This window comes from Protofrankia sp. Cj5, from assembly GCF_917627405.1.
Taxonomy (GTDB): Bacteria; Actinomycetota; Actinomycetes; order Frankiales; family Frankiaceae; genus Protofrankia.
Window position 1 is genome coordinate 1 of sequence record NZ_CAKJTO010000002.1, and the last position, 26,689, is coordinate 26,689.

General features: G+C 68.3%; 18 protein-coding genes and 1 pseudogene. 11 read left to right on the top strand and 8 right to left on the bottom strand.

The window, feature by feature from the left end:
• Positions 1–586: pseudogene (locus MJ777_RS00785) on the top strand (hypothetical protein); the annotation flags it as partial.
• 928 nt (positions 587–1,514) lie between these two features.
• Here MJ777_RS00785 and pyk read toward each other — a convergent pair.
• The 5 genes from pyk to MJ777_RS00810 all read right to left on the bottom strand — a co-directional run bounded on the left by pyk (position 1,515) and on the right by MJ777_RS00810 (position 6,796).
• On the bottom strand, positions 1,515–2,930 hold the full coding sequence (gene pyk / locus MJ777_RS00790; protein ID WP_239311339.1) for a pyruvate kinase: 1,416 nt from the start codon (positions 2,928–2,930) through the stop codon (positions 1,515–1,517).
• Between the two features lie 184 nt (positions 2,931–3,114).
• Positions 3,115–3,267 (bottom strand): hypothetical protein, encoded by a 153-nt coding sequence (locus tag MJ777_RS00795; RefSeq protein ID WP_239311338.1) that lies wholly within the window; start codon positions 3,265–3,267, stop codon positions 3,115–3,117.
• Positions 3,268–3,722: 455 nt separating this feature from the next.
• Positions 3,723–5,675, bottom strand: a complete 1,953-nt coding sequence (locus MJ777_RS00800; RefSeq protein WP_239372441.1) for an ABC transporter ATP-binding protein — start codon at positions 5,673–5,675, stop codon at positions 3,723–3,725.
• A 93-nt stretch (positions 5,676–5,768) separates the two neighbouring features.
• Positions 5,769–6,575, bottom strand: coding sequence for an enoyl-CoA hydratase-related protein (locus MJ777_RS00805; RefSeq protein WP_239372443.1), 807 nt, complete (start codon positions 6,573–6,575; stop codon positions 5,769–5,771).
• Positions 6,576–6,577: 2 nt separating this feature from the next.
• A complete protein-coding gene (locus MJ777_RS00810) occupies positions 6,578–6,796 on the bottom strand; it encodes a helix-turn-helix domain-containing protein (RefSeq protein ID WP_131766260.1) in 219 nt (72 codons plus the stop codon).
• Between the two features lie 395 nt (positions 6,797–7,191).
• On the opposite strand from MJ777_RS00810, the gene MJ777_RS00815 reads away from it, so the two are divergent.
• The gene (locus tag MJ777_RS00815) at positions 7,192–8,610 is read left to right on the top strand and encodes a hypothetical protein (RefSeq protein WP_239372445.1); all 1,419 of its coding nucleotides are present in this window, start codon (positions 7,192–7,194) and stop codon (positions 8,608–8,610) included.
• 77 nt (positions 8,611–8,687) lie between these two features.
• Here MJ777_RS00815 and MJ777_RS00820 read toward each other — a convergent pair whose 3' ends face one another.
• Together MJ777_RS00820 and MJ777_RS00825 are read right to left on the bottom strand one after the other, a co-directional pair.
• Positions 8,688–9,647, bottom strand: coding sequence for a cation diffusion facilitator family transporter (locus MJ777_RS00820; RefSeq protein WP_239346319.1), 960 nt, complete (start codon positions 9,645–9,647; stop codon positions 8,688–8,690).
• Between the two features lie 75 nt (positions 9,648–9,722).
• The gene (locus MJ777_RS00825; protein ID WP_239311333.1) at positions 9,723–11,336 is read right to left on the bottom strand and encodes an ABC-F family ATP-binding cassette domain-containing protein; all 1,614 of its coding nucleotides are present in this window, start codon (positions 11,334–11,336) and stop codon (positions 9,723–9,725) included.
• A 440-nt stretch (positions 11,337–11,776) separates the two neighbouring features.
• Between MJ777_RS00825 and rfbB the strand changes: the two genes are divergently transcribed.
• Complete coding sequence (gene rfbB, locus MJ777_RS00830; protein WP_239311332.1) at positions 11,777–12,778, top strand: dTDP-glucose 4,6-dehydratase; 1,002 nt, start codon at positions 11,777–11,779, stop codon at positions 12,776–12,778.
• A 48-nt stretch (positions 12,779–12,826) separates the two neighbouring features.
• On the opposite strand, the gene MJ777_RS00835 is transcribed toward rfbB, so the two are convergent.
• Positions 12,827–13,609, bottom strand: a complete 783-nt coding sequence (locus MJ777_RS00835; protein WP_239372447.1) for a DedA family protein — start codon at positions 13,607–13,609, stop codon at positions 12,827–12,829.
• Between the two features lie 326 nt (positions 13,610–13,935).
• On the opposite strand from MJ777_RS00835, the gene MJ777_RS00840 reads away from it, so the two are divergent.
• From MJ777_RS00840 to MJ777_RS00875, 8 genes are all read left to right on the top strand, one after another.
• Complete coding sequence (locus tag MJ777_RS00840; RefSeq protein ID WP_239372449.1) at positions 13,936–14,151, top strand: hypothetical protein; 216 nt, start codon at positions 13,936–13,938, stop codon at positions 14,149–14,151.
• Between the two features lie 235 nt (positions 14,152–14,386).
• Complete coding sequence (locus tag MJ777_RS00845; RefSeq protein WP_239372451.1) at positions 14,387–16,138, top strand: hypothetical protein; 1,752 nt, start codon at positions 14,387–14,389, stop codon at positions 16,136–16,138.
• Positions 16,135–18,849 carry an RAMP superfamily CRISPR-associated protein gene (locus MJ777_RS00850; protein WP_239372453.1) on the top strand — a complete coding sequence of 905 codons (2,715 nt, stop codon included), beginning with the start codon at positions 16,135–16,137 and terminating at the stop codon, positions 18,847–18,849. The genes MJ777_RS00845 and MJ777_RS00850 overlap by 4 nt, the downstream gene beginning before the upstream one ends.
• A complete protein-coding gene (locus MJ777_RS00855; RefSeq protein ID WP_239372461.1) occupies positions 18,849–20,597 on the top strand; it encodes an RAMP superfamily CRISPR-associated protein in 1,749 nt (582 codons plus the stop codon). The genes MJ777_RS00850 and MJ777_RS00855 overlap by 1 nt, the downstream gene beginning before the upstream one ends.
• 8 nt (positions 20,598–20,605) lie before the next feature.
• Complete coding sequence (gene csx19 / locus MJ777_RS00860) at positions 20,606–21,163, top strand: CRISPR-associated protein Csx19 (protein WP_239311030.1); 558 nt, start codon at positions 20,606–20,608, stop codon at positions 21,161–21,163.
• Entirely contained in the window at positions 21,156–23,933 is a 2,778-nt protein-coding gene (locus MJ777_RS00865; RefSeq protein ID WP_239372463.1) for a TIGR03986 family CRISPR-associated RAMP protein, read from the top strand. The genes csx19 and MJ777_RS00865 overlap by 8 nt, the downstream gene beginning before the upstream one ends.
• Positions 23,930–25,543, top strand: a complete 1,614-nt coding sequence (locus MJ777_RS00870; RefSeq protein WP_239372465.1) for an AAA family ATPase — start codon at positions 23,930–23,932, stop codon at positions 25,541–25,543. Before MJ777_RS00865 ends, MJ777_RS00870 begins: the two co-directional genes overlap by 4 nt.
• Positions 25,544–26,623 carry a hypothetical protein gene (locus tag MJ777_RS00875; protein WP_239372466.1) on the top strand — a complete coding sequence of 360 codons (1,080 nt, stop codon included), beginning with the start codon at positions 25,544–25,546 and terminating at the stop codon, positions 26,621–26,623.
• Positions 26,624–26,689: the final 66 nt, after the last annotated feature.

The following is a 26,689-nucleotide window of genomic DNA, read 5'->3' on the forward strand; positions in this document are numbered from 1 at the left end:
AGGCTGGGGCGCGGGCGTCCAGGGCGGCGGCTCGGCACGCTCGGAGCCTGTCTCCGGCGCTGGTGACCGTGATCGCTGCGGGGAAATCCGCGTGGTGGGGGCCTCCAGGGAAGGCCGCGGCGCTGTGGGTGACCTGGTCTCGGTGGGTTTGGCCGCCTCGGCTGCCGCGCCGCCCGGCTGGCGGTCCACCGGCCCGCGATCAGCCGACCGGGGTCCGTTCGGTGCCGCCTGCCGGGGCTGCGGGGGCCGCCGGTTCTCAACCTGGCGATTCTCCGTACGCGAGGGTTCCGCACGCGGCGTCGCCGGCAGCCCCGGCGCTGTCCGAGCGGGGCCGGCGGCAGGGCTGGATGCGGGACCGGGACTCGGCGCGGCCGGTCGCACGGGTGCCGCCGGCCGGGAGGAAGTCGCGGCTGGGTCCGGGCGAGCACCCGCGCCGTTTGAGTCCTTCGCGGCGTCCGCGGCGGCACGGCCCGGTGCGGGCCGCGGGGTCTGCTGGCGCTCCGGTCCGGACCGCGATGGCCCGTTGTCACCCTGGCCGGTCGGCACCGCCGCGGCCGTCGTGCCGGCCGGTGCCTCGGCCCGTTGAGACGCCACCCGCCGCTGAGCCACTGGCAGCATCCGTTCCGGTGCGGGCCGTTCCGGTGCGGGACTCACCGACGCGGGACTCACCGGTCGAGGACTCGCCTGCGCCGGGCGCGCCACCGGCGGCTGGCCGCCGGAGCCCCGTTCAGGGGGGGACACAGCAGCGCCGGCCAAGGGGGCGCCAGGCGAAGGAGCGGCGGACGAAGGAGCAGCGGCCGGCGGGGAACGGTGCGCCCCGGACTGCCCACGCGGCTGCACCGTGCCTGTCCGGCGCGGGGCGGGCGCCTCGGTCCGCGGATCCGGCCGATCGGCGGACGGGCCGGACGGAGCCGCCGGGCGCTCCGTACCGGGTTGGGCCTCAGCCGGCGAAGAGCCCTGCCCCTCGGCGGCATCGTTGCCGCGGTCTGTTTCACGAAGCCGTTCACGAGGCCGCCGCGCCGGCTGTTCGGTCATGACACGCTCCCGGGTCGGTTGGGCCGGGTCAGGGTCCGGCGAATGGCCCAGGGAGCTGAAGCCCCTGGGAACCAGGCCATCGCCTCGCGGGTCCCCAGGACCTCCGCCCGCTGGAACAGCGGCGTTCACACCAATGGCGCACACTGCCACGACCGTGGGACAGTCCTGCCATCCGTTCGCCTGACCACCCAGTAAACCTGATCAGCCGCATCCAGCCGGCCACAGCCGGCCGGGACGCACAGCGCGCGGATGTCCAGCCCGGCCCCGGGCCGCATCATCGTGACGCGGGCACTACGGGCTGATCCGTCCTCTCACGGCTCGGCGGCGGCCCGCGAGCCAGGGCCCCCAGGTTTCCGCGGAGCGGACGCACCGACCCCTCCCCTTTGTAGATCATCATCAGGTGATCTACAAACCCCCCACAACGACCAGCCCAGGAGACGGGCTCCCAGATCGCGCCGAAGGCACTCGCTGGGGCAGGGCTATACCTCTTCGCCGATGCGGTGCACCCGGATGGTGTTGGTCATCCCGGCCACCCCCGGCGGTGTCCCCGCGACCACGACAACCAGTTCACCCGGCCGGCAACGCTCCAGGTGCAGCAGCGCGCTGTCGACCTGCCGGACCATCTCGTCCGTGCTGTGCGCGAACGGCACCAGGAAGGTCTCGACGCCCCACAGCAGAGCCAGCTGGCTGCGGACCGCCTGCACCGGGGTGAAGGCCAGCAACGGGATGGGGCTGCGATACCGGGCGAGCCGCCGTGCGGTGTCCCCGCTCTGGGTGAACGCGACGAGGTAACGGGCCCCCATAGCGCCGCCGACGTTCGCCGCGGCTTCGGCCAGGGCGCCGCCGACCGTCCGTGGACGGGTCCGCAGCGGCGGGATCCGAGAAAGATCTACTTCTACCGTCTCGATGATCCGAGCCATCGTGGACACCGCCTCGATGGGGTAGTCACCGACGCTGGTCTCCGCCGACAGCATGATCGCGTCAGCGCCGTCCAGGACCGCGTTGGCGCAGTCGCTGGCCTCGGCACGGGTGGGCCGGGGGGCGTGGACCATTGACTCCAGCACCTGGGTGGCCACGATCACGGGCTTCGCGCGCTCGCGCGCCCATGACACAGCACGTTTCTGGACCAGCGGCACGACCTGCAGGGGCATTTCCACGCCCAGGTCGCCACGCGCGATCATCAGACCGTCGAAGGCTTCGACGATCTCCTCAAGCTGATCGACAGCCTGCGGCTTCTCAATCTTGGCAAGGACGGGGATACGCACACCGGCCTCGTCCATCACCGTCCGTACCTTCTCGATGTCGGCAGCCGACCGGACGAAGGACAAAGCGATCATGTCAGCGGGCAGGCCGAGCCCGAAACGGAGGTCCTCGGTGTCCTTGTCGGTCAACGCGGGCACGCCGAGGGCCGCGCCCGGGATGTTCATACCCTTGTGATCACTGACTGGCCCACCGATGGCAACCGTCGTATGGACGTCGGCGCCGATCACGTCTGTGACATCGAGCACCAGCCGGCCGTCGTCGACGAGGATGCGGTCCCCCTTGGAGACGTCGGCGGTCAGCCCCGAGAACGTTGTTCCCACGCGGTTCTGGTCACCGACGACGTCATCGGTGGTGATCGTGAAGTGCTGGCCGGGCAGCAGGGTGACCTGCCCGGACCCGAACTTCCCCAGCCTGATCTTCGGCCCCTGAAGATCGACCAGGATGCCGACGCTGCGCCCGACGGCGTCAGCGGCGGCGCGGATGCGCAGGTAGGTCTCGACATGTTGATCATGGGAGCCATGCGAGAGGTTGAGACGGGCAATATCCATTCCGGCTTCGACCAGCGCCCGGATCATGTCGGGAGAGCTGGTGGCCGGACCGAGTGTACACACAATTTTCGCGCGACGAGACACGGGATAAGCCTAGGAAATGATGCGGGGGGCCTGGACACCGCCCCCGCTATCGACTGAACGACACCCGGAACGTTTTTCGTCTACAGGAAAAAGGACCCAGCTACGCCATCGGCTGCGTTATGTGGCGACCAGGCGTACGGTCAACGTGTCCGCACTGCTGCGGAGCGCGTGGACACGAACCGGATCAGAGCGTCGGCACCGGAGCCGAGAGTTCCCCGGCGAGCTCCCCAGCGGCTGCGCAGGCGGGCAGGTCCAGGATAACTACCCAGGTCACGGTGGGCAGGCAGATGAGTGAAAACCCGGCGATCCACCGCCATCCGTCCGGCGATGTCGACATTTCCCTCCCGCATGACGAGCCCGATGCGGCGTCGGCGAGTGGCGATGACGCCTCCGACCAGACTCCCACCGACAGTGGCAAAGGACGCCCGGCGTAGTCCTGCCCGTCCCCGGCACCCCGGGGATGTGACGCCGTCCGGCCCGCGGCAACAGCCCGGACGGCCCGCGTGAAATGGCCCGGCCGGTCCACGGTGAATCCGGGCACACATATACGGAAAACGTCGCCTGACGCGTCGGGCGGGCCATCGGGCGACCAGGCCTGAGAACGACACGGCCGGCCGGCCGCGGTGCTCGGCGTGTTCCAGACGTTGCCGTTCGACCAGGCAGCCGCGCCCAGGTGGCTGCCGGCAAAGCCGCGGGCCAGGCCGATACCGGATGAGTGGTATCGGCCTGGCCGAGAACGCGGCCAGGGGCCGCTTGGGCGCGGCGAGCCGGAATGACGATCTCAAACGCGCTCTAACTGACAGCCGTGGCCACGGCTTCGGGCTCGCCGCGACCGCGAGGGGCCCGGCCCTCGGCCACCAGCACCGGCGGAACCGGACGCTGGCCTTCGAACTGGGTGCGGTACAGCTCCGCGTACAAGCCGCCGCTGGCCAGCAGCTGGGAGTGCCGCCCGCTTTCGGCCACCCGGCCGCCCTCGATCACCAGGATCCGGTCGGCATCACGAACCGTTGACAGACGATGCGCGATCACCAGTGCTGTCCGGCCGGCCAGGGCGGTGGCCAGCGCCCGCTGGACCGCCGCTTCGGACTCACTGTCCAGGTGCGCGGTGGCCTCGTCGAGGACCACGATCGAAGGCTCCTTGAGCAGCAGCCGGGCGATGGCCAGGCGCTGCTTCTCCCCGCCGGAGAGGCGGTAGCCACGGTCACCGACAACCGTGTCGAGGCCGTCGGGCAGCGCCCGCACGACGGAGGCGATCGCGGCCGCCTCCATCGCCGACCACATCCGCTCCTCGCTCGCCTCCGGACGGGCGTAGGCGAGATTCGCCCGGATCGTGTCGTGGAACAGATGCGCGTCCTGGGTGACAACGCCCACGGCGTCGCGCAGTGACCGCAGGGTGACGTCGCGGACGTCATGGCCGCCGACGCGCACCGTGCCGGAACGCGCGTCATACATCCGCGGCACCAGCTGGCTGATCGTCGTCTTGCCGGCGCCGGACGGGCCTACCAACGCCACCAGCTCACCGGGGGCCACCTGGAACGAGACGTTGTGCAGGACGGGCTCGGGCACCCGGCCGTCGAGCACCGCCACCGACTCCAGCGATGCCAGCGAGACCTCGTCCGCGGCCGGGTAACCGAAGTCGACGTTGTCGAATTCGATCGTCGCGGACCCACGCGGCAGGTCGATCGCGGTCGGCCGGTCGGCGATGGCCGGCGTCAGGTCGAGGATCTCGAACACCCGCTCGAAGGAGACCAGCGCGGTCATCACGTCCACGTTGACGTTCGACAGCTGGGTCAGCGGCCCGTAGAGGCGGGAGAGGTACGACGTCAGCGCGACGACCGTGCCTACTTCGAGCGCGCCCTCGGCCGCGAAGCGTCCGCCGACCCCGTAGACGATCGCGGTTGCCAGCGCCCCGACCATGGTCAGCGAGACGAAGAAGATCCGGCCGTACATGGCCTGGGTCACCCCGATGTCGCGGACGCGGGCGGCCTTGGCGACAAAGCCGTGGTTCTCCGTTGACGGGCGGCCGTAAAGCTTGACGAGCATCGCCCCCGACACGTTGAACCGTTCGGTCATCGTCGTGTTCATCTCGGCGTTGAGCCCGTAGCCCTCCCGGGTGAGCGCGGCGAGTTTCGGGCCGAGCAGCCGCGCCGGGATGATGAACACCGGCAGCAGGACCAACGACACGACGGTGATCTGCCACGACAGCGCGACCATCGCGGCAAGCACGAAACCGACGGATACGACGTTGGACAAGACGGCGGACAGCGTCCCGGTGAAGGCCGACTGCGCGCCCAGGACGTCGTTGTTCAGCCGGGAGATCAGCGCGCCGGTCTGGGTGCGGGTGAAGAAGGCCAGCGGCTGGCGCTGGATATGATCAAATACCCGTGACCGCATGTCGAAGATGAGGCCTTCGCCGATGCGGGCGGAAAACCAGCGCTGCGCCAGAGCCAGCAGCGCGCTGATGACGGCGATCAGCCCGACCAGCGCCGCGAGCGCCTCCACAACACCCACCCGGCCGGGGATGATGCCATCATCAATGATCGATTTGAAGATGAGCGGCGTGGTGGCGCCCAGCGCCGCGTCAATTATGATCAACACGAGGAAACCGGCCAGCATCCGCCGGTACGGGCGTGCGAACTCCACGATCCGGCGCAGAGTACCTGGCCGAAGTTTCTGATGCACAATCGAACGATCACGTTGGAAAGCCCGTGCGCTGATGGGCGGCCCGCCCTCCGCAAATCTCATCAGTCCACCCCAGGAATCGATGCCGCTGCTTGTGTAACACTGTAAGCAGGCCCCACCAGCGGATCATTCCCGCGCTCTCATCCCGGTGAGATCTCATCCCGGTGGCGCGGCCTCCCGCGCGGTGCGGAGCCAGGCATCGCGTTCGGCCCGCAACTGATCCTTCCGGGTGCGCTCACGGCTGTGCAGCAACAGCGCCTTGATCTCAACGGCCAGCCCGCGGGGTGCCGCCAGCAGCCCGGTCACGAGATCCTCCACCGTGTCATCCCGATCGCCCGGGGCCACCAGCCGCTCCGCGAGCCCCAGTTCATACGCCTGCCTCCCGGACAACACGCGTCCCGTCACGCAGAGATCAAGCGCCCGGCTGTAACCAATCAGATCAACCAGCGTGCGGGACACGCCCAGCGCCGGGACGAGTCCCTGGTGGATTCCGGTCATGGCCAGATATGCGTCCTCGCAGAAAACCCGCAGATCGCAGGCGAGCGCCAAGTGAAGCGCGTCCACGGCGTACCCGCTGACGACAGCGACGCTGAACAGGTCGGGCCGGGACAACCAGCACTGGGCGGGCGGCCGGCTGCCCATGCCATCCATACCGACGCCCGTCATACCCGTCATACCCGCTGTACCGAGGCCCGTCGTACCGGGCCGCTCCAAGCCGTCAGCAGCGGCTGCATCGACTCGACCACGATCGGGGCACGGTAAACCACCGATGATCCGCAGAAGCACAAGCCGGATGTTCCCGGATAGACATCTCCCGATATCCGCCAGCGCTCCCGCGGTGGACGCGGCACGCGCCCATCCGGCGTCGTGATCCTGGCGATCAATGGTTACGGTCGCCCGTGAGCCTTCGATCGCCAGGGTCACCCCGGCCGCCGCCAGATCGACGGCGGCCGGTCGCGACATGATCAGACGCTCTTCTTCTTACTGCCTCGGGTTGCGCCGCCTCGGCCTCTCAGAGTCGTTCCGGACTCCGAGAGGATCCGATGAACGAACCCGTACGAACGACCCGACGACTCAGCGAGGAGGCGGATACTCTGCCCCGCCTCATACTTCTTCCGAAGCTCTGATGCAAGCTTGTCGCGCTCCGCGCCGGTGATCCGGGTTCCTTTCCTAAGCTCGGCCAATGTGGCCCCCTCCGTGATAGATGATCTGCGAACCGATCTTCACTCAGTCGCGGTGAACGCGCCACTCGAAGCGCATGTGATCCATCACACTGATCCTCTTCGCGCGCCCGAGCAACCCCCGGGATAGGCCCAGCCTTTCCCTTCCTCCCACCACCGGAACACCAACGCCCGGCCACGGGAGCACAGCTGTTCCGCCCACCCGGCAGGAGAAACAGCGCGTCCGCCGACGCCAGCGAAGACCAGCGTCCCTCATCGCCCTGGCTGGCCGAACAGGGACTTCAGCGCGCCGCAACGGACATCGTCGAATCCGCGCCAGGAACATCGTGCACCATCCGAACCCAGCAGCGTCGACCTGGCTACGGTGCACATGTGGTCATTGCGCCGGGCGTGCGGTCGTGAGAACGTCTTTGCGGACCTCGATTCGATCAGGCGGCCAGGATCCAGGCGGCAACCGGCAAGCCGGCGGAGAACCCGGTGCGGGCAGCGCCGGGCTCGGGGAAATCGCGGTGTGGATCGGTACGGTAATCGCCTGTCTGGGCCTGACCGCACTGCTGCGCGGCGGCGGGAGCGATACCGTGCCGCTGCCGAGGACGCTTGTTGGCATACCGTTCACGGCGGAGCGACGCGCGCATATTTCGCTGGCGTCCCTCCTCGCTCCGGCCGTCATGACCGTGGTCATCATCGCGGTATGGCAGGATCTTCACATTCGGATCCGGTGGGGTCCGCTGCTGGTCGTCGGATACGCGGCATCGGTGGCGTGGACCCTGGCATTGGCCTCGGTGAGCGGCTGTGGCGGCCTGGCCGCCCCGCTGGGCGGCGAGCGGGGCTACCTGTCGGACATGGCCGCCGTGGGCGCGGATCCGCTGGGGTTCCTGCGGACGTACGCCCAGCACGCCGCCGCCTACGGTTACGACACCCGCACCCATCCCCCCGGCCTGACGCTGTTGCTGTGGGCGCTGACGCGGCTGGGGATGGGGGCGCCGAGCACGCTCGGCGCCATACTGACGCTCGTGGGCGCGGCCACCGTCCCGCTGGTCACGATCGCGGTCCGGTCACTGTGCCATGAACGGGCCGCCCGGCGGTTCGTCCCGGTGCTGGTGCTGGCGCCGTGGGCGGTATGGCTCCCGGCCGCGGACGCGCTGGCCGCGACACTCGCCGCCGCATCCGTCACGCTCGGGGTCATCGGCTCCGAGCCGGGGCGGCGGCTGTGGTGGGCGGCAGCATGTGGACTGGGCATCGGCGTGGCGACGCTGTGCGGCTACGGGATCCCCTGGCTGGGTGTCGCGGTTGTGGCCGTCTACTTCGTCCGCCGGCGGCCGCTGCTCAACGTGATCACTGGCGCGTGCGTTCTGGTGCCGCTGTCCGTGGCCGCGCTGCTGGGGTTCTCCTGGCCGGACGGGCTGACTGTCGCGCGTGACCAGGTGGCCCACGCCGCCGCGCACATCCCCGGCATCGGCTCGGGTGTGCCGGCGTGGGTCGCGCGCGTTCCTCCCGGCCTCACGGTTGTGCTGGTCGCCTGCGGGCCAACGATCATCCGGGCGGCGCGGCGCGTCCGGCTCACCCCTGGATGGCCCTTTCTCGCCGGTGCCGTCCCCGCGATCGGGTTCGGGATGTTGACCGGCCTGGCCGCGGTCGATCCCGGGCGGTCCTGGCTGCCGTTCTACTGCTGGCTGCTGGTGCCCGCGCTGGCGCCTGACCCACGCCCGGACCGTCCAGGCGACATGACCCAGGCAGGAGCCCTTCCGCTGGGCCTGACCGGCGTCGGAGCCCTCAGCGCGATTGTCGCCCGCGCCTTCCTGCCCGGGACGCTGTGACAGCCGGCGCCGGCCAACCGGCCACCTGCCCCGACCGGGTGCGCCGACCAGCCGACCAGCCGGCGCGCCCGGCGGCGTCAGCGGCCAGCCGACGGGAGGTTCATCGCTCGCACGGGCGGTTCATCGGTCTCCCGGGCGATGTCCGGCTCCAGGTAGACCCTGCGCGCGATCGGTACAGCCGCCCGCAGCCGCGCCTCAGCGCTGTCGATCGCGTACGCGACAGCCGGCAGGGTAAGCGTGACATCCATGCCGATCTTCGCTGCCACGAGCAGTTCGTCCGGGCCGAGGTGCAGCGTGCGCAGGTGGATGACCCGGGTGATGTGCGGCGATTCCGCGAGAGCGTCGCGGATGGCGGCGACCATCGCCGGGGTGGCCGCCTCCCCGACCAGCATCGCCTGGGTCTCGACCGCCACGATGACGGCCACCGCCAGCAGCAGGATGCCGATCGCGAGGGTGCCCACGGCATCCCAGGCCGGGTCGCCGGTCACGATGGTGAGACCGATGCCGGCAAGCGCGAACACGAGGCCCACCAGCGCGGCAAGATCCTCCATCAGCACCACCGGCAGTTCCGGGGCACGCGCGGCGTGGATGAACTCCCACCAGGAGGCGGCTCCTTTGACGTGCCGGGCCTCGGCGACCGCGGTCCGCAGGGAGAATCCCTCCAGCGCGGTCGCGACCAGCAGGATGACGATCGCCACCAGCGCGCTGTCGAGCTCATGGGGATGGCGCAGCTTCGCCACCCCCTCATGGACCGAGAACAGCCCGCCGACGCTGAACAACACGATCGCGACGAGGAAGCCGGCGATGTAGCGCGAGCGGCCGTAGCCAAAGGGGTGTTCCTCATCAGCGGGCCGGGCCGCGTGCCGCTGGCCCGCGAGCAGCAGGACCTGGTTGCCCGAGTCCGCGACCGAGTGGATGGACTCGGCCAGCATCGACGACGACCGGGTGATGAGGAAGCCGACGAACTTCGCCGCCGCGATCCCCAGATTGGCCGACAGCGCGGCCAGAACCGCCTTCGTGCCACCTTCCGCGCTCACACGACCATCCCTTGCTCGACGCTCCCCCACAGGTTGTGGCACGGCCGGCGGGTACAGCACCGGCGCCCGCCCCGGTCAGGCAAGCGTGATCAGCTCGACAAGATCCGCGGACCAGGAGTCCTCGACGCCGTCCGGCAGCATGAGCACCTTGTCCGGGGCCAGCGCCTCCACCGCGCCCGGATCGTGGGTGACCAGCACGACCGCTCCGCGGAACGTGGCGAGGGCCGCGAGGACCTCGTCCCGCGACGCCGGGTCAAGGTTGTTGGTGGGCTCGTCCAGCAGCAGCACGTTCGCGGCGCTGCACACCAGGCCGGCCAGCGCCAGCCGGGTCTTCTCCCCGCCCGACAACGTGCCGGCCGGCTGGGCCACGCTGTCGCCGCTGAACAGGAAGGCGCCGAGGATGCGGCGCAGCTCCACGTCGGAGGTGCTCGGCGCGGTAGCGCGCATGTTGTCAAGCACCGACTGGTTGATGTCCAGGGTCTCGTGCTCCTGGGCGTAGTAGCCCAGCCGAAGCCCATGACCGTGGTGGACCTCGCCTGTGTCCGGGGACTCGACACCGGCGAGCATCCGCAGCAGGGTCGTCTTGCCGGCACCGTTGAGGCCGAGGATGACAACCCGCGCGGCACGGTCGATGGCCAGGTCGACTCCGGTGAAGACCTCCAGCGACCCATAGGACTTCGACAGGCCGGTGGCGGTCAGCGGGGTCCGTCCGCACGGAGCCGGATCGGGGAACCGCAGCTTGGCGACCCGGTCCGCGACCCGCACCGCGGCGAGCCCGGCGGCAAGCCGGTCGGCCCGGCGGTCCATCTGGTGGGCCGCGCGGGCCTTGGTGGCCTTCGCCCGCATCTTGTCGGCCTGGGCCTTCAAGGCGTCGATCTTCTTCTCGGCGTTGGCCCGCTCCCGCCGCCGCCGGCGCTCGTCAAGCTCCCGCTGGGCCAGGTAGGTCTTCCAGCTGACGTTGTAGACATCCAGCGCGGCACGGGTGGCGTCGAGGTAGAAAACCTTGTTGACGCAGCGGTCCAGCAGATCGACATCGTGGCTGACCACCACGAGCCCGCTGCTGTGGGAGCGCAGGAACTCACGCAGCCAGATGATCGAGTCGGCGTCGAGGTGGTTGGTGGGCTCGTCGAGCAGCAGGGTGGCGTCGGTGTCACCGGCGCCACCGAACAGGATGCGAGCCAGCTCGACCCGACGGCGCTGGCCGCCGGACAGCGTCTCCAGCTGCTGGCCGAGCACCCTGTCCGCGAGCCCCAGCGCGGAGCAGATCCGGGCCGCATCGGCCTCGGCCGCATATCCGCCGAGGGTGCCGAAACGCTCCTCAAGGCGGCCGTAGCGACGGATCGCCACGTCCCGCGCGGCATCGTCGACCAGCTCCGCCATTTCCACCTGGAGTTTTTCCATCTCCCGCACGATCACATCGAGGCCGCGGGCGGACAGGACACGGTCACGGGCACTGTCCGCCGGGTCGCCGGCCCGGGGCTCCTGGGGGAGATAACCGAGGTCGCCGCGGATGTCGACCTTTCCGGCGAACGGCAGCGTCTCGCGGGCCAACGTCCTGAGCAGCGTCGTCTTACCCGCGCCGTTGCGGCCGACAAGCCCGATCCGGTCACCCGGCTGGATACGGAACGACACCGCCTCGATAAGAGTCCGGGCGCCAGCGCGCAACTCCAGGTCGGACGCGATGATCATAAATGTACGTGGCCTTCCTGGGACGTCAGCGAACGAAGGGCCTGTTCGGTCGAACTTCGATCGCGTGCCTCGGCACCCGGCCTGCGCCCACGAACTTCACCACCGAGCCCATAGTCACAGAGTACGGTCACCTGGCTCGCCCGTACCTGGGTGCACCGGGCGCAGCCGGCGGGAACCGCGTTCGTCACCTTCGTCGCCGTCGTGCCCGGCGGGCGGCGCGCAGGCGACGTCCGGAGGGAGCCACCGCGCTCGAGCGCGGTGTGGCAGCCCCGCCGCCATCACCGCGGCGGCCCCGCCACCAGCGCCAGCGCAGCCGCCCGGCCGGGCTGAGCACCTGGCGTGGGCTGAGCAGTGGGCTGAGTAACCGACATGAGAGGCTGGCGTCCGGGCGGTCCGGGGGCCGCCGATCACGACTTCATCCCAAGGGGGACGTTCACACCATGTCGACGCTACTGGTGACCGGGGCCGCTGGCTTCATCGGGTCAAACTTCATCCGATACTGGCGCGAGCACCACGCTGGCGACCAGCTGGTCGCCCTGGACGCGCTGACCTACGCGGGCTGCCGGGAAAACCTCACCGACGTGCTGGACGCGATCACCTTCGTGCACGGCGACATCCGCGACCGCGAGCTGATCGAGTCGCTGCTGCGGGAGCACCACGTCGACGTCGTGGTCAACTTCGCCGCCGAGTCACACAACAGCCTGGCGATCATCCGCCCGGGGGACTTCTTCTCCACCAACGTCATCGGCACCCAGACGTTGCTGGAGGCCGCCCGTACGGTCGGTGTGGCGCGCTTCCACCAGATCTCGACGTGCGAGGTCTACGGCGACATGGACCTCGACGACCCGGGCGCCTTCACCGAGGACTCCCCCTACCTGCCCCGCACGCCGTACAACGCGGCGAAGGCCGGCGGCGACCACGCGGTGCGCGCCTACGGCCTGACCTACGACCTGCCCGTGACCATCACGAACTGCTCGAACAACTACGGGCCGTACCAGTTCCCGGAGAAGGTCATCCCGCTGTTCGTCACCCGGGCGTTGCAGGGTGAGAACCTGCCGCTGTACGCCTCGGTACGCAACCGCCGGGAGTGGCTGCACGTCGCCGACCACTGCCGGGCGATCGACGCGGTGCTCGAGCGGGGCCGGGTCGGCGAGACCTACCACGTCGGCAGCGGCGTCGAGGCCGACATCGAGACCATCGCCGACACCGTCCTCGGTGAGCTGGGCCTGCCCGCGTCACTGAAGACGATCGTGCCGGACCGGCCGTCGCACGACCGGCGCTACCTGCTCGACTCGTCCAAGCTGCGGGCCGAGCTCGGCTGGGCACCCGAGATCGGCTTCGCCGACGGGATGAAGGAGACCGTCGCCTGGTACCGCGACAACGAGTCGTGGTGGCGCCCGCTCATCGGCCGCTCCCCTGTCTCGGAGACCGCCTGGCGCTGACCCCCCGCCGGGTGTGGCCCCGCCCGGCGCTGGCCCATGCTCTGCCGGTCAGGACCCGCCCGGTGGGTCTGACGGGTCCGGCGTGGGACCGCCCGGCGGGTCCGACGGCTCCGACGGCTCCGGCGGGTCCGACGGGTCCGGCGTCGGCGGCTCGCCCCGGACCCGCCGCGGCGTTCGCAACGCCCGCGGGCGGGGGCGAGCACGGGCAAGTAGACCGCGCAGACTCCGGCGGTTACGGAAGACCGCCCAGGAGACCATCAGGGCGGTCAGCGTGACAAAACTGAGAACGGTGTCATGGGAGATCGCGGTGGCGAGATCGACCGCCTGGTCGCCCACGGCGTAGCCCAGGCTGACGATCACCCCGGTGCGCAGGGTCGTACCAATGGCGTCGCCGATCAGGAACCGGACCAGCGACATGCCGTGCCAGCCGGTGGCCGCATAGATCAGTTGATTCGGGACGGGCAGCCAGGGCGCGAGCACCAGCGCGCCGAATCCCCACCGTCGCGCCATCCGGTCGACACGGTCGGCGAAGTCGAGGCTGCGCGGACGACCGCGGGTGAGGATGTCGACCGCCGGCCGCCCGTACCGGCGTCCCGCCCACCAGCCGAACACATCCAACGGCACCCACCCGACCGTCGGCGCCGCGAGGGCCACGGCAAGGCCGGCTTTGCCGGCGCGGGCAAACGCGCCCGCGGCGACCATGGCCGGAGACGTGGCGCCGAGCAGCTCGAGCAGGACGGGGTGGGTGCCGATAAGCCGTGGGATCAGCAGCACGCTGACTGACGCCCAGATGGTTTGCGCCGCGAGGCCGCCGACACAGACGGCGTCCACCGGCCCTATCCGCGTCCACCACCGGCGCCTGGCTGTGGCCGTCGGCCCATCCGGCCCATCCGGTATGGGTTCATCCGGCGTTGCGCCCGTCACGGCGTTGTGCGCGCTTTGCGCCGTGGCGGTCGTGAGCGGAACCGCGGCATCACCCACCCCTCTATCGTCGGCTGACCAGGCACGACACGCCCGGGAACCCCATGATTCGAACACCCGGCCACTGGGTCACTGCGAGCCAACGGACGATTCTTCGCTCATCGTCGTAAATCAGTCACTCATCGACGTATGCTTCACAGCAAATGTGCCGTCCGAATCCGAGGAGGAGTGGCACCATGACAGCTGTGGCGGTGAACCGTGACCCGATGGCGCAGGAGCCGCAGGACAGGCCGCTCGGTCAGCCGCTGGACATCACCGGCCTCGTCGAGTGGCCGCTGCCGGTCGGCCGGGTCGACTTCGACGAAGGTCTGGCCTACCTCCATGCCGTCGACCCGTGCGAACTCACCGAGCCCTTCCCCGTCGCCTTCCGCCCCACCGACGTACTGACCTGACTCTCGCCACGGTCGCCGTGGTCGCCGTGGTCGCCGTGGTCGAGGACGGCGCCGCACGCCGAGACGAGCTGCCTCCAGCCATCCACAACATTCGAACCATTGGACGCCAATGCGGCATGGTGACCGCGCCGATGTCCGTCAGGAGTGTGTGGGGCGGCATGGTGACCGGCCTGCGCCGACGCGTAGTGTGCCGTCCACGGCGCCGCGTCAGGCCTGAGGGGGAGGGGATGTAGGCGTGGACTGCTATCTCGTGCTGCTTGAAACGTCTGGCAACCAGAACTTCATTTTCGACACCAACAAGCGACGGGAGAACGTCGGCGCGTCCCACCTGATCGCGAGTCTCGTCGCCTGGACGGAAGAATCGCTGAAAGGTCTCGTCCGCGGATGGACGAGACGGTCACGGGTCCCGGCACACACCGCCGAACTGGTCACCGCCACCTCCGGCGATGTCAAGGTCCTGTTGACCGACGGCGAACGGGCACGGGAGCTGGTTACCCGGGTTACCCGGAAAGCCCTCGAGGTGGCATCGGGGCTCGACGTGTGCGGTGTCGTCATTCCCTTCCAGTGGGACGACGAAGACCCCGATCCGGTGATGGACGCCATCACAACTGCATATGCGACGCTTCCTGAGGTACGTACACGAAGGGCCGGTCCGCAGTCGCGATTTCCACGGCTGCCCATCGTCGACCAGTGCACCTCCAGCGGCCTGCCCGCCGCCTACCTGTACGACGAGACGTCCGGTCGCCGGTCGCCCCGGCGCTCCAGCGCGGCGAGCGCTGAACCGGTGCCGCGGTCACACCCGTCCGCGGCCAAGCTGGAGGCGGCGCGCGATGGATACGACCGGCTGGCAAGGGTGACGGTCGGATGGATCGATCCCAACGGCTGTAGACGCCCTGCCCCTTGGGAGAAAGCGGCGGCGGTCGCCGACGAGGACACCGGGTCCGAGCCCCGCATCGATATTGATGAGGATGAGGCTCGGAAGGGGATCGAGGCGGTAGCCGACTACCTGGAGCGCCACGCCGAGTGGGTCGCGGTTGTCCACGCCGACGTCAACGGCCTCGGTGCGGTGCTCCGGAATCTCACCACTCGGCAGACTGTCGAAGGCTGTCGTGGGTACGTCGACCTCCTCGCCGTCTACTCCGAACGCATCGACCGCGCGGCACATGAGGCCTTCCGTGCGGCGCTCGACGAGCTCCGGTGCTATCCAGGGATAAAAAAAGTCAGGAGACCGGGCGCATCCGGAAGCTTCTTCCCGGTCCTGCCGCTCATTCTCGGCGGAGACGACCTCACGGTCGTGTGCGACGGACCTGCGGCGTTACCCTTCACGGCCGCCTTCCTGCAGGCATTCGAAAACCGGACGGCAGCTTTGTTGCACCCTAAGGAAAAGCAGCTCACGGCGGCGGCCGGCGTCGCCGTCGTCAAGCAGCACTACCCGTTCTCCTCGGCGTATCAGCTCGCCGACGATCTCACGGATGAGGCCAAACGCGTGAAGGTCAAGGCCGTCGGCGCCAGCGCGCTGTCCTTTCACGTCCTGTACGACAGCGCCGCGACCGGACTGGACAATCTGCGGGCACGCACGACGTTGCCCGGAGGCGACCGGCTCGTTGCTCAGCCGTACGTCGTTACCGGAAATGACAATGCCGGCTGGGCTGACGGTCGCCGCTGGTCGGATCTGCTGGCCCGGGTCACCGCGCTGCGGGGGACCGTCGATCCCACCGACGGCGACAGCGATCGCGGACGGGCTCTCCCACGCAGCCAGACCCACACCCTGCGTGCCGGGCTGTTCCTCGGCCGCGACACCGCAGACGGTCGCTTCCAACTGCTGCGCAACCGCTACGGCCGCAGCGGCTTGTCTGCGCTGGCCGCCAACAGTGAACGCTGGTCGCTGTTCTGGGAGGAAGGCGGTGTTCACATCACAGGTCTGCTCGATGCGATGGACGCCGAGGAGTTCATTGGTGACCGCGACGAGACGGCGGCAAGCCGGTGACCGCGCACGAGACCACCCCTCCCGCACCAGCCGCGGCGCAGGAACAGCCGGCGGTCTCCTCGTCGATATCGACGCAGCCGCCGCCGCAGATGTCGGGTCCTGCACCGCTTCCCACCGGTACTCCCCTGTCCTACCGGCTTGTGTTCACCTCCGACTGGCATCCGGGTACCGGAACAGGACGTCCCGGCGACGTCGACCACCTGGTCAGCCGTGACGCCGACGACCTGCCGTATCTGCCGGCGAAGACCGTCACCGGTGTGTGGCGTGACGCCTGCGAGATTGTCGCCCGCGCCCTTGACGGCGGCAGCGACACAGGACCGTGGCAGGGCTGGGTGATGTTCGCCTTCGGTAGCCAGCCGGCTCTTTCCGGTAGCCCGACAACGACCCGAGGCACGGGACGGGACGCCGCCGGAGCAGCGGGCGGGAAGGCGCCCTCCCCGCCCGCCAGCACGGCGCCGCCGGTAGCCGCGGCGGTGTCGATTCGGGCGGCCCGCTACTGCGATGGCGTGCGCGCGGTGCTGGCCCGCGACTCGTTCGTGCGCGAGGCCGTCACCTTCGTCAAACCGGGTGTGCGCGTCGACCCGCACACCGGTCGCGCCACGCCCGGAATGTTGCGGTTCTCCGAGCAGGCCCGGGTCGGGTCAGTCCTGCACGGCACGTTCGAGATCACCGGCGCCGCCTCGCCGGGCGGCCTGGCGTCCGCGGCACCGCTGGACGAAAACGCCCGGCGCTGCGTCACGGCGCTGTTGCTCGCCGGCAGCAGGCTCGTCGAACAGATCGGGGGTAAACGGCGCCGTGGTAACGGACGGTGCACACTGGAACTCCCGTCGATCATCGATCCGACACCGTGGTGGGACTGGCTGGAAACCGCCTCTCCCCCGCCGCCACCAGCCGTCGATGCCGCGCCCCCCGCGGTCACATCCGCAGTCACATCCGCGGTCACATCCGCGGTCACATCCCCGGTCACGCCAACTCCGTGGCCTCACGCGACCCCGGTGCCCGGCTGGGAGATTGCGCGACTGAGCATCACCTTGGACGACCCGCTCCTGGCCGGCGGGCGTCAGCTCGGCAACCAGGTGATGGGCCGCGACCACATCCCCGGGTCCACCCTGCTGCCCGGCGTGCTGCGACGCCTCGGACCGGCAGGCCAGGCCGCGCTCCTCGCCGGCCACCTGGTGGTGACAGACGCGACCGTGGACGTCGCAGGCGAACGCGGACTACCCGTGCCACGCACGTTCGGTGCGGTGAAGACCGAACCGGGTCGGATCATCAACCGTGCCAACACCGACGCGCGCACGCTGGAGACCCGCAAGATCGACGGGTACGTCGCCACCACCCGTCCGCTTCGGCGGGTCCGGCCGACACTGTCGGTCCACACGCACAACAGCGTGAGCGACACGATGCAACGGCCGACGACCGACGAGGGCGGCGGTGTGTACACCTACCGTGCGCTGGCGACCAAGCGACCGCTGGTCGCTGAGATACGGGTACGTGCGGGCCTGCTGCCCGCCGGATGGGCCGAGGACCTGTCGGGTTCATGGGTGCTGGGACGCTCTCGCAAGGACGACTACGGCCGGGCAACGGTCAGCGCGACGCCCGTGTCACCGCCTGCGCCGCGGGCGCGGCTTGTCGACGCCCGCCGCATCGTCGTCTGGCTGGTCAGCGACATGATTCTGCTGGACGAACGGCTGCGCGCGTCCAGCGATCCGGCGTTGCTGCGAGAAGCGCTCACCCGGGAGCTGCGCCTGCCCGCCACGGCGCTGAAACAGGTCGGCTCGGCGGACGGTCGCCGGAGCCATACGTTCGCGGTGACACGCACCGAGTCATGGCACACCCGCTGGTGTCGGCCGCGTCCGACTCTGCTCGGCCTGGCCGCCGGCAGCATTGTGAGCTACGACCTCACGGCGGGTGACGGCAGTGGCGGTACCACTCCGCGGCTGGATCCGACGCTGGTCGCCGAGCTGGAGACCGGGGGTCTCGGGGAACGGCGCGGCGAAGGACTCGGCCAGCTGTGCATTGCCGCCGTCCCGGGACCCTCGGGGGGCGTCGAGGACGGACCCGAGGTCATCACACGCTTCGCCGACACGCAGGAGCCCGCCGAGAAGGCCCTGGCGGCACGGACGGAACCCCGGGCCGCAGCCGGTGCCGCACCGGGTACGACAATTCCCGTCGGCGGCGCGGGCACGGCGGATATCCATGCCACGAACACCGAGCCCACGAACACCGACATCCTGTCGGCCGACGACATCGCGCTCATCGCGGCACTGCGCACGGAGGCCTGGCGAGCAGAAATCGCGAGGCGTGCCGTCACGGTCGCATCCGACCCCGACGGCCTACGCCGGGTGTTCGGCGACGGCGTCGACAAGGTCCCGCCGTCGCAGCTCGCCCAGCTCCGCGACATCCTGCCCCGGCTGGCTGACCGCGCGGCCACCGAAGCGCTCGTCGACAAGCTCGTCGACCCGTCCCGCCGACGATCATGGCCAGACGGCGTCGGCAGACAGCTGAAGCCCCTCCTCACCAGACCGGGCCAGGTGTGGGAGGCCCTGGGCTGGGTCGGCCCCGCGGGGCCGACGGCCGGAGGTCAGACCCATGAAGCGCCGCACGCCGCGACGATCGCCGCGAACCTGCGAACGGAGCTGTGGCAGGAGGCCGTGCAGACGTTGGTCCTGACCTGCCTGACCGCGCACCGCCGGAACCGGGAGGCGCAGTGATGGCCGGCCGACCTTTGCACCACCGGCTGCGGGTCCGCGGCTGGCTTGAGGTGTGCTCGCCGCTGCACGTCGGCGGGCTCGGGCACGACCCGGACGTGGACCTGCCGGTCGCGCTCGACGGCAAGTCCCGGCTGTACGTGCCCGGGACGAGCCTCGCCGGAGTGTGCCGCCACTGGATGACGGGCCGCTGCACCGACGCGAACACCCTCGATGAGCTGTGGGGATTCACCGACAACACCGACGGCCGGGCGAGCCGGGTGTTCGTCCGCGACGGCCTCATCTGCGCCGAACCGAACGGCGAAGTGCCCTTCCCGGTGACCCGGCTGGATGCCCGTACCTCGGTCGGGATCGACCGGTACACCGGTGCCGCGGCCTACGGCATCCTGTTCTCCCGGGCAGTCGTCCCTGTCGGGGCGTTCATCCGGTTCGAACTCGACGTCGAGTCCGGTGCAGCTGATCCGGCCGACGTCGGCTGGCTCCGTGACCGCGCCCGCTTGGCGGCGTTGCTGGACGCTCTCGGTCATGGCGAGGTGCGGCTCGGCGCTGCCGTAACCCGTGGGCTCGGCCACGTCCAGCTAGCGCACGACGTCGAGCTCGAAGAACACGATCTCAGCAACGCCACCGGCCTGATCGCGCTGCTGCGCGGCCAACCGGGTCGTCCCGGTCTGGACGAACTGGACGAACTGGACGAACTGGACGAACCGCGCGGCGAACCTGGCCTTGATCTGCACCCCCGCTTGGCCGTCACCATCGACTGGACACCGGACGCTCCGGTGATGGTGCGTGCTGATCGGGCTGGTGTCGCCGTCGACACACTGCCGCTGACGGGTGCGGACGGCACCGACACGGTACGCCTGGTACTGCCCGGATCCAGCCTGAAAGGGGCGCTGCGCAGCCACGCCGAGCGGATCCTGCGCACGCTGGAACAGCGCCGGGCGCCGCGGCCCGTCGGCGACCCAATAACCGACGCGACCGCGTTCCGCGCCCAACTCGATCAGCTGCACCTGGCAAAGGCGCTGTTCGGTGCGGCGCCGCCCGCCGCACAGCGGGACGTCCACCGCTCGATCCTGGAGATTCCCGTCGACCCGGCCAGGGGTATCAAAGAACTCCCCGACGAGCAGGACGAGCGCCCCGACACCCCGGACAAGCCGATAGGCGCACCCAGCAGACAGTTCTCCTATGGCGTGGGCGCGGTCGCCGTCGCCGACTGTCGCTCGTCCCAGCCGCTGGATGGCGACCTGTGGCGGAAAATGGCCACGGAACCCGACCTCGACGCGAGGATCGCGGACCGCGGCCTTCCAGCGCAGGACAGCCCCGCCAAAAAACCCAATCATTCTGGGCAGAACAGCCAAAGCCACCGGCAGTGGCTGTCGTCGCACGGGTTCAGCCAGGCGGACCATGTCGCCATCGACCGGTGGACCGGCGGCGCGGCCGACAAACTGTTGTTCACCATCCTGGAGCCGTGGCAGATCGGCTGGGAACCGATCCGGCTGACCGTCGACATCGCGCGGCTGGGCGACGACGCGAACCTGTCCCTGGCGCTGCTGATGCTCGTGTTACGCGATCTGCGTGACCACCGGCTACCGATCGGCCAAGGCACTACCCGTGGTTTCGGGGACATCACCGCGACCGTCACCGTGGACACCCCTGACGGCACGTTGGATCTCGACGAGTACCTCGCGTCACCGGCTGGAGAGCTGCTGCGGGACACGTGGACAGCGCTGTGGAAAGAACAGGCAGCGGCATGAGCGGACACATGGGCGGATCAACACGGCTCGGGTCACGGTCGCTGCGCGGACCGCTGCCCGGCATGCTCGTCCAGGTGACGGAGTTGGCAGGTGGCATCGCCCTGCTGTCGTCACCTGACGCCTACACCATTGCCACCATTAGTGATGACGGTAGGTGTAGCGCGCCAGACGGCGGTATGCCGGGGGGTGAGGTGGACCTCGGCCGGGTCTATGAAGCTCGCGCCTTCACTCCGGACGTGGAACTGCGGTGGGTACGGCGCGGTGACAGCGGCCAGGGCGTGCTGCTCGGCGAACGGGTGACCGGCGGCCAGGAATGGAAGGATCTGCGGACGGTGGATCTGCACTACCTGCTGTGGGGTGAGGTGGTCGACGGGGACAACCCGGCGGGCTGGGTATCGCTGTCGGCGGCACGGATCGGCACGCTGCGGGTACCGGCGGTACCCCCGCGAGGACGCAGGCTGCGGCTGCGGGCACGCGAGTACATCGCGGTAGAACCCGACCACGGCAACTCCTACGTGCTCGACGAACGACTGATCGCCATCGAGGAGGGGCAGATCGATGAGTGAGGCTCGCAGCTCTGATCACAGCAGCGGCGCCGCCAGCAGCACCCACACCCGCAGCGGACGTCTGCACTGGCAGCCCTCGGGAGCCGACGGCGGCCGGCTCGTGATCGTCGACGGGCCGGACCGACGCAGGATCCCGCAACCGGGCAAGGCCCTGGTCGACGACCTGGGCGCGCTTGCCCCCGCCGAACTCGACGGGCTCAGCGTCGACTACGAATGGGTGAAGGGCCAGGTTAGAGGCGTCCGCCGGGCAGGCAGCCCGCTGCCGAGCCGTCCCCCTTCCACGCGGTCGGCCCAGCCCGCCGCGTCCTCCGACACCGGCCGGCGGACCCCGCAGCAAGAGCCTGCCACCCGCGCATCGAATGAAGCGGGCGCAAGTCAGCGCAGCGTTCCCCCGCGCAGGCCAGGGAGCCGGCATGGGGACGGACAGCGTTCCGGCTGGACCCGCCCGACCGGCCCACCGTCCGCTCAGGGATCCGCCCGGCCGGCGGTCAACGCCGTGGACCTGTTCCGGAACCCGTACACGTTCGTGCCGGCGCTGGCACGCGACGGTGCGGGACCTCTCGGAGACGCCCCACCCGCTGGCCACGACGTGTGGGAAGCGGACCGCTGGAGCGGGCGGATCGGTGTGACGCTGACGACCGTCACACCGCTGCTGCTGCTGGACACCGCGCCGGCGAAGCCGGACGACCGGGGTCACACAACGTACTCGGTACTGCTGCGGGACGGCCGGCCACACATCCCGCCGACGGCGGTCAAGGGAATGTTGCGGGCGGCCTACGAGGCGGCGACCAACTCCCGGCTCGGTGTCTTCACCGGCCATGACGAACCGCTGGGATATCGGCCGCCCGCCAGTGCAGGTCTCGCGCTCGTACCGGCGCGTGTCGGCCGGGACGCCGTCACCGTCGACCTGTTGACCGGTACCGCGCCGCTCGGCCAGCGCTCGTCCCCGCAGACCGTGATGTACGCGGCCTGGCTACCGCGGTACGGGTCGGGATCCCGGCGGCCTGTGCTGTACGGCGACCAGTCGGAGCCGGAGCACCGGGACGAGGTCAGGGTCCGGCTGCGGCTGATCCAGCACTACCGCTGGGACAAGCGCCGGCAGGACCACGTCGCCGACTTCCGCTACTGGCAGGTGGTGGCGATCGCTCGGGCCGGCGAGCCGTTCCCGGCTGACATGAGGGTCGCGGACGCGGTGTGGCGTGACCGGTTCACCGTGCACGAGCCGCTCTCCGACACACGGGAGGCCTTGGGCTGGGTCTGTGTGAACAACCGCAACTTCAGCCGCAAACATGACGAGCGGGTCTTCTTCGGCGATTCGCATACCCGGGAGCTGGCGGACACGACGAAGAAGGCGTGGACAGCGCTCGTCAACGACTACCGCAACGCTCACCGGCATGCCGACGTCTGGGAGCGGCCGAACGTGAGCACCGACCGGGGTCCCGGGCCACGCAGCGCGCCCCGGGGCGGCAGCGAGAAGTTCGCCCCACCGCAGAAATGGCTCGGCCCGAAACCGGGACAAACGGCATGGAGTCGCCACCTGTACGAGGAGGGAGCGGAAAAGCTTCGCCCCGGCGACCTCTGTTACGCCCTCCTCGACTCGCGGGGGAACGTCGACGCCCTGTACCCGGTGATGATCGCCCGGGAGCTCTTTTCCGCATCACCCAAGGATCTTCTTCACCCGTCGCTCCGCCCGGCGTCGACCCGCGACGAGTTGTCCCCCGCGGACCGGGTATTCGGCTGGGTCAATCCGGACGGCCACGGTGCATACCGCGGACAACTGCGGGTGGGACCGGTCACGGTGGACGTAGGCCGCGATGCCGTTGGGGACACGGTTACGGATTTCGGCGCGGACGGTCTTCCACTGGCGATCCTCGGCCAGCCAAAACCCCAGCAAGGCCGCTTCTACGCGGCGGCAGGAACGTCGCAGTACCCGATGCCGCTGCCGCCACGCACCCCGCGACGGGACTGGTACGTTCCCGGCCGATCTTTGCGTGGCCGCAAGACGTACCCACACCATGCCGGATTGGCTGGCGACTACTGGAAGAATCCGACCGAGGACCGAACCCAGACGTTGGATGACAAAGGGCACTATCAGGAGTACCGGCGCCCGGCGAAAGAGAGCCCGGGCAAGGAACTCACCGCCGACAACCGCGCGTTTGCCACCGGTGACGACGAACAGCGTGACAACCAGAACCGTTCGGTCCGTGGCTGGGTCAGACCCGGTACCACATTCCGATTCACCTTGGACGTGATCAACCTGACCGAGGTGGAGCTCGGCGCTCTGCTGTGGCTGCTACAGCTGCCGGCGGAGCATTATCACCGATTCGGGCTCGGTAAACCTCTCGGCTTCGGCAGCGTCCGGTTGGATCTCGACCCCGAGACGACCGAACTGCGTACGGGCGCCGCCATCGCCGACTACTACGCCTCGTTCGGCGACCAGCTCCCTGGCACCGCTGCGGACGTCAACACGCTCATCGCCGTGTTCGAGAAGGCCTCCGACATGTGGCCCGGACGCCCGCACCTCGCCGCCTTCCTCACAGCGGCGCTCGGCGATGCGTCCACCCCGGTGCACTATCCGCGGGTCCGGCCCGCCGCCATAGACAGATCGGTTCCCGTCCCGCCCGACCCGCGCGGCCAGGCCTATGCCTGGTTCGTACAGAACGAGCAGGAACGCTCCAACAGCTTCGTGCGGGCCGAAAGCCTCCCGCCTACAGACGGCGACCCGCTCGTTGTATACCCGGCCCCCGACCGTACAGGCCCGCCACGATGACCGACGCCGCTCCAAAAGATGACCTCGAACTTCAGGTCAAAAACGAGGATGTACCGACCGACGATGGTGATCGCAAAGAATCGCCGCCCGCTCTTCCCAACACACGTCCGCTTCTCACCGGCCTGCACATTGCGAATTTCAAGGCCTTCGGAGTGCCCGCGGGCGGGGATGGATCATTTTTCATTCCACTGGCACCACTGACTCTCCTCTACGGTCCGAACTCGGCAGGTAAATCGACTCTCCTGCAGGCATTACTGGTGCTCGCCCAGTCCTTGATGCAGCCTGCCCGGCAGGAGTGGCCACGGCTGGTCCTCAATGACAGCCTGATCGCCTTGGGCTCCACCCGCGAAGTCGTCCACAGACACCAGACGGAGTTGACCATCTCCCTGGGGGTGAGTTGGCGCGATGCTTTCGGCAACGAGACCGTCGCGATCTACGGTTTCAGTGGCGCCGGCGGCGAACTTGAGTCGATCGAGGTTCTGGACCCCGGCGAGGCGACCACCTACCTTCTTCAACCACCGTCGACAAACAACAACCAGTCGGATCAAGAATTTCTCTTTGAAATATCAGAAGAAACAATCGATGTCTTTTTGCGGACGATCCTCAACTCCTCAAATGGTATCCCGGATGCCAGCCTCGCCGGAACCTGGGCTGCAGCCACTGCCGCATCGATTCAGCCTCTTGTCAACGTCGCCGGACTATGCCCGGGTAAAATACAGGGCTTCCGGTTCCCAGGCGGATCATGGTTCCCTAACGGAAAAGACGACAGCGAGCCAGGGAGCGACGTAGCAATATGGCTCGATTCGGACTCTCCCTGGCAGTGCATCGACGCTTCGGCGCGCTACGCAATACGCCTCAGGGAAAGCCTGGAGCACGTCCTGAGCGATGTTCGACATCTCGGCCCGGGGCGTATACCACCAGACCGGCGGCCGGTACGGCACGACGACGACGGCCCTGACGGGGTGGGCCGTGACGGCGGCAGACTCTTTCATTTCCTGGCAAGCCAGCGTGAAGGAAAAGGCGTGATCAACGGTGTCAACGACGCACTTTCCCGTCTCAGTTCCCCTTACCAGATCCGGCAATGGAACTATCCACAGGCGACCTTCGACGACAATGACGTAAGTAGCCTGAAAAGACATCGATCAAAAATTATGCTCAGCGATATAGCCCTTGTCCGTGACGGAATGGAGTCTCAGCTACAGAACGTCGGTTACGGTTTCAACCATCTCCTGCCGATCCTCGCTGAGTGCAGTCGCGACAGTGGGCGCCCACTTCTGATTGAGCAGCCAGAAACACACCTACATCCGGATCTCCAGGTTGACCTCATCGAGGAGCTGCTGCACAGCGCCACGAATCCCGCCCGAAAGGTCTCACTACCGCAGCTTGTCGTCGAGACCCACAGCGAGAATATGTTGCTGCGAATTCAGGCACTCGTAGCTCTACAAGAAGAGCGCGCCGAAGATATTCAGGTGATTACAGTAGGAATGGATCATGAGCGCTACACCGCATTTCCGGTGGACCATCAGTGGGCAGGAGACGGGGAGCTTGACCCGGGAGCCGACAACGTATTTCCGACGGCACGCATTCGCGCTATCGAGCCGGAGTATTAGATGTTAGTTCGAATCGCAATTGCGGCCTCCTTCTTCGATGACCCGGTGCTCAACTCGGACCGGTATCAGCTGCATGCGGTGCACCGATCCCTCACTGCGGTACTTACCCGGCATGCCGAAATTGCCTGCCTGGATGATACCGAAGTGAGCGAATACCGGCGGAAGGTGAGCACTCTACCATCGACTGTCAGAGCCTACTGGGATCCCATTTTTGGACGTGCCGGCCGCCAATTCCGTATCCACTTCCCCCAATCGGCACGTCCGTCCCGTCGAGCAATGTCAATCTCAAATAGGAAAGATCTTCTTTCCTGGCGAAGCCACATGGATCACTTTCTGGTGGGCACCGACCAGGCCCGAGAATTCGGCTTCAGTCCGAGCTCAGACGGCAGAACCGACGAGGCCAGCGGAATATGTATCAGCAGCTATCGAGGCGTGACACCGAAACAGCTACGGGAGATGGAGGAGCTGAACAGCCGCTACTACCGCGCGGGTCAGCTTTCGCGAGACGATCTATGGAACCATTATATAAAACCACTGGTCATACGGGCCTCCAATGTCGTGCTAATCGATAAATACGCGGGGGGAAATCTTCAGGACTGCGCATACCTATGGGAGAAAATAGGCGAGATCCCTTCACCCAAAAGCAGCCACGGAAGAAAAATACAGATCCTGACACGTGTACTACCGAACAAAAACAAGGGCGACCGGGAGGATGCAGAACACAGAATGAAAGAGGTGGAATCCTTTGCAAGGAATTACGAAGGGACGACTGGAATTAAAGAGTTCAAGCTGACCTGGCTACCGGACAAAACATGGGGAAAAAAGGGGGAGAAGAAAACAGATTCATCGCCGGAAGAACGACACCATGACAGGCATTTTCGTTTCGATAAAAGAACTCTGTCGATAAGCTCGGGATTGGATTATATCGCCAATCCTGCCGGAATGGATGGGCAGCTTACCTACCGCTGCGAGGATGACCGGCACAGTAGTGACTTCACGAACATTCTCGAAAAAGAAAAGATACTGATCGCCGCAGCAGGGAGCCGGCCGCAGCCCCAGGGCCGACGGCAGGGATCGTGACGGCGTCGGGCAGGCACGATCTGCTGCGGCGACGAAGGAACTCAGCAGATCGTGCCCTCCTGGGGC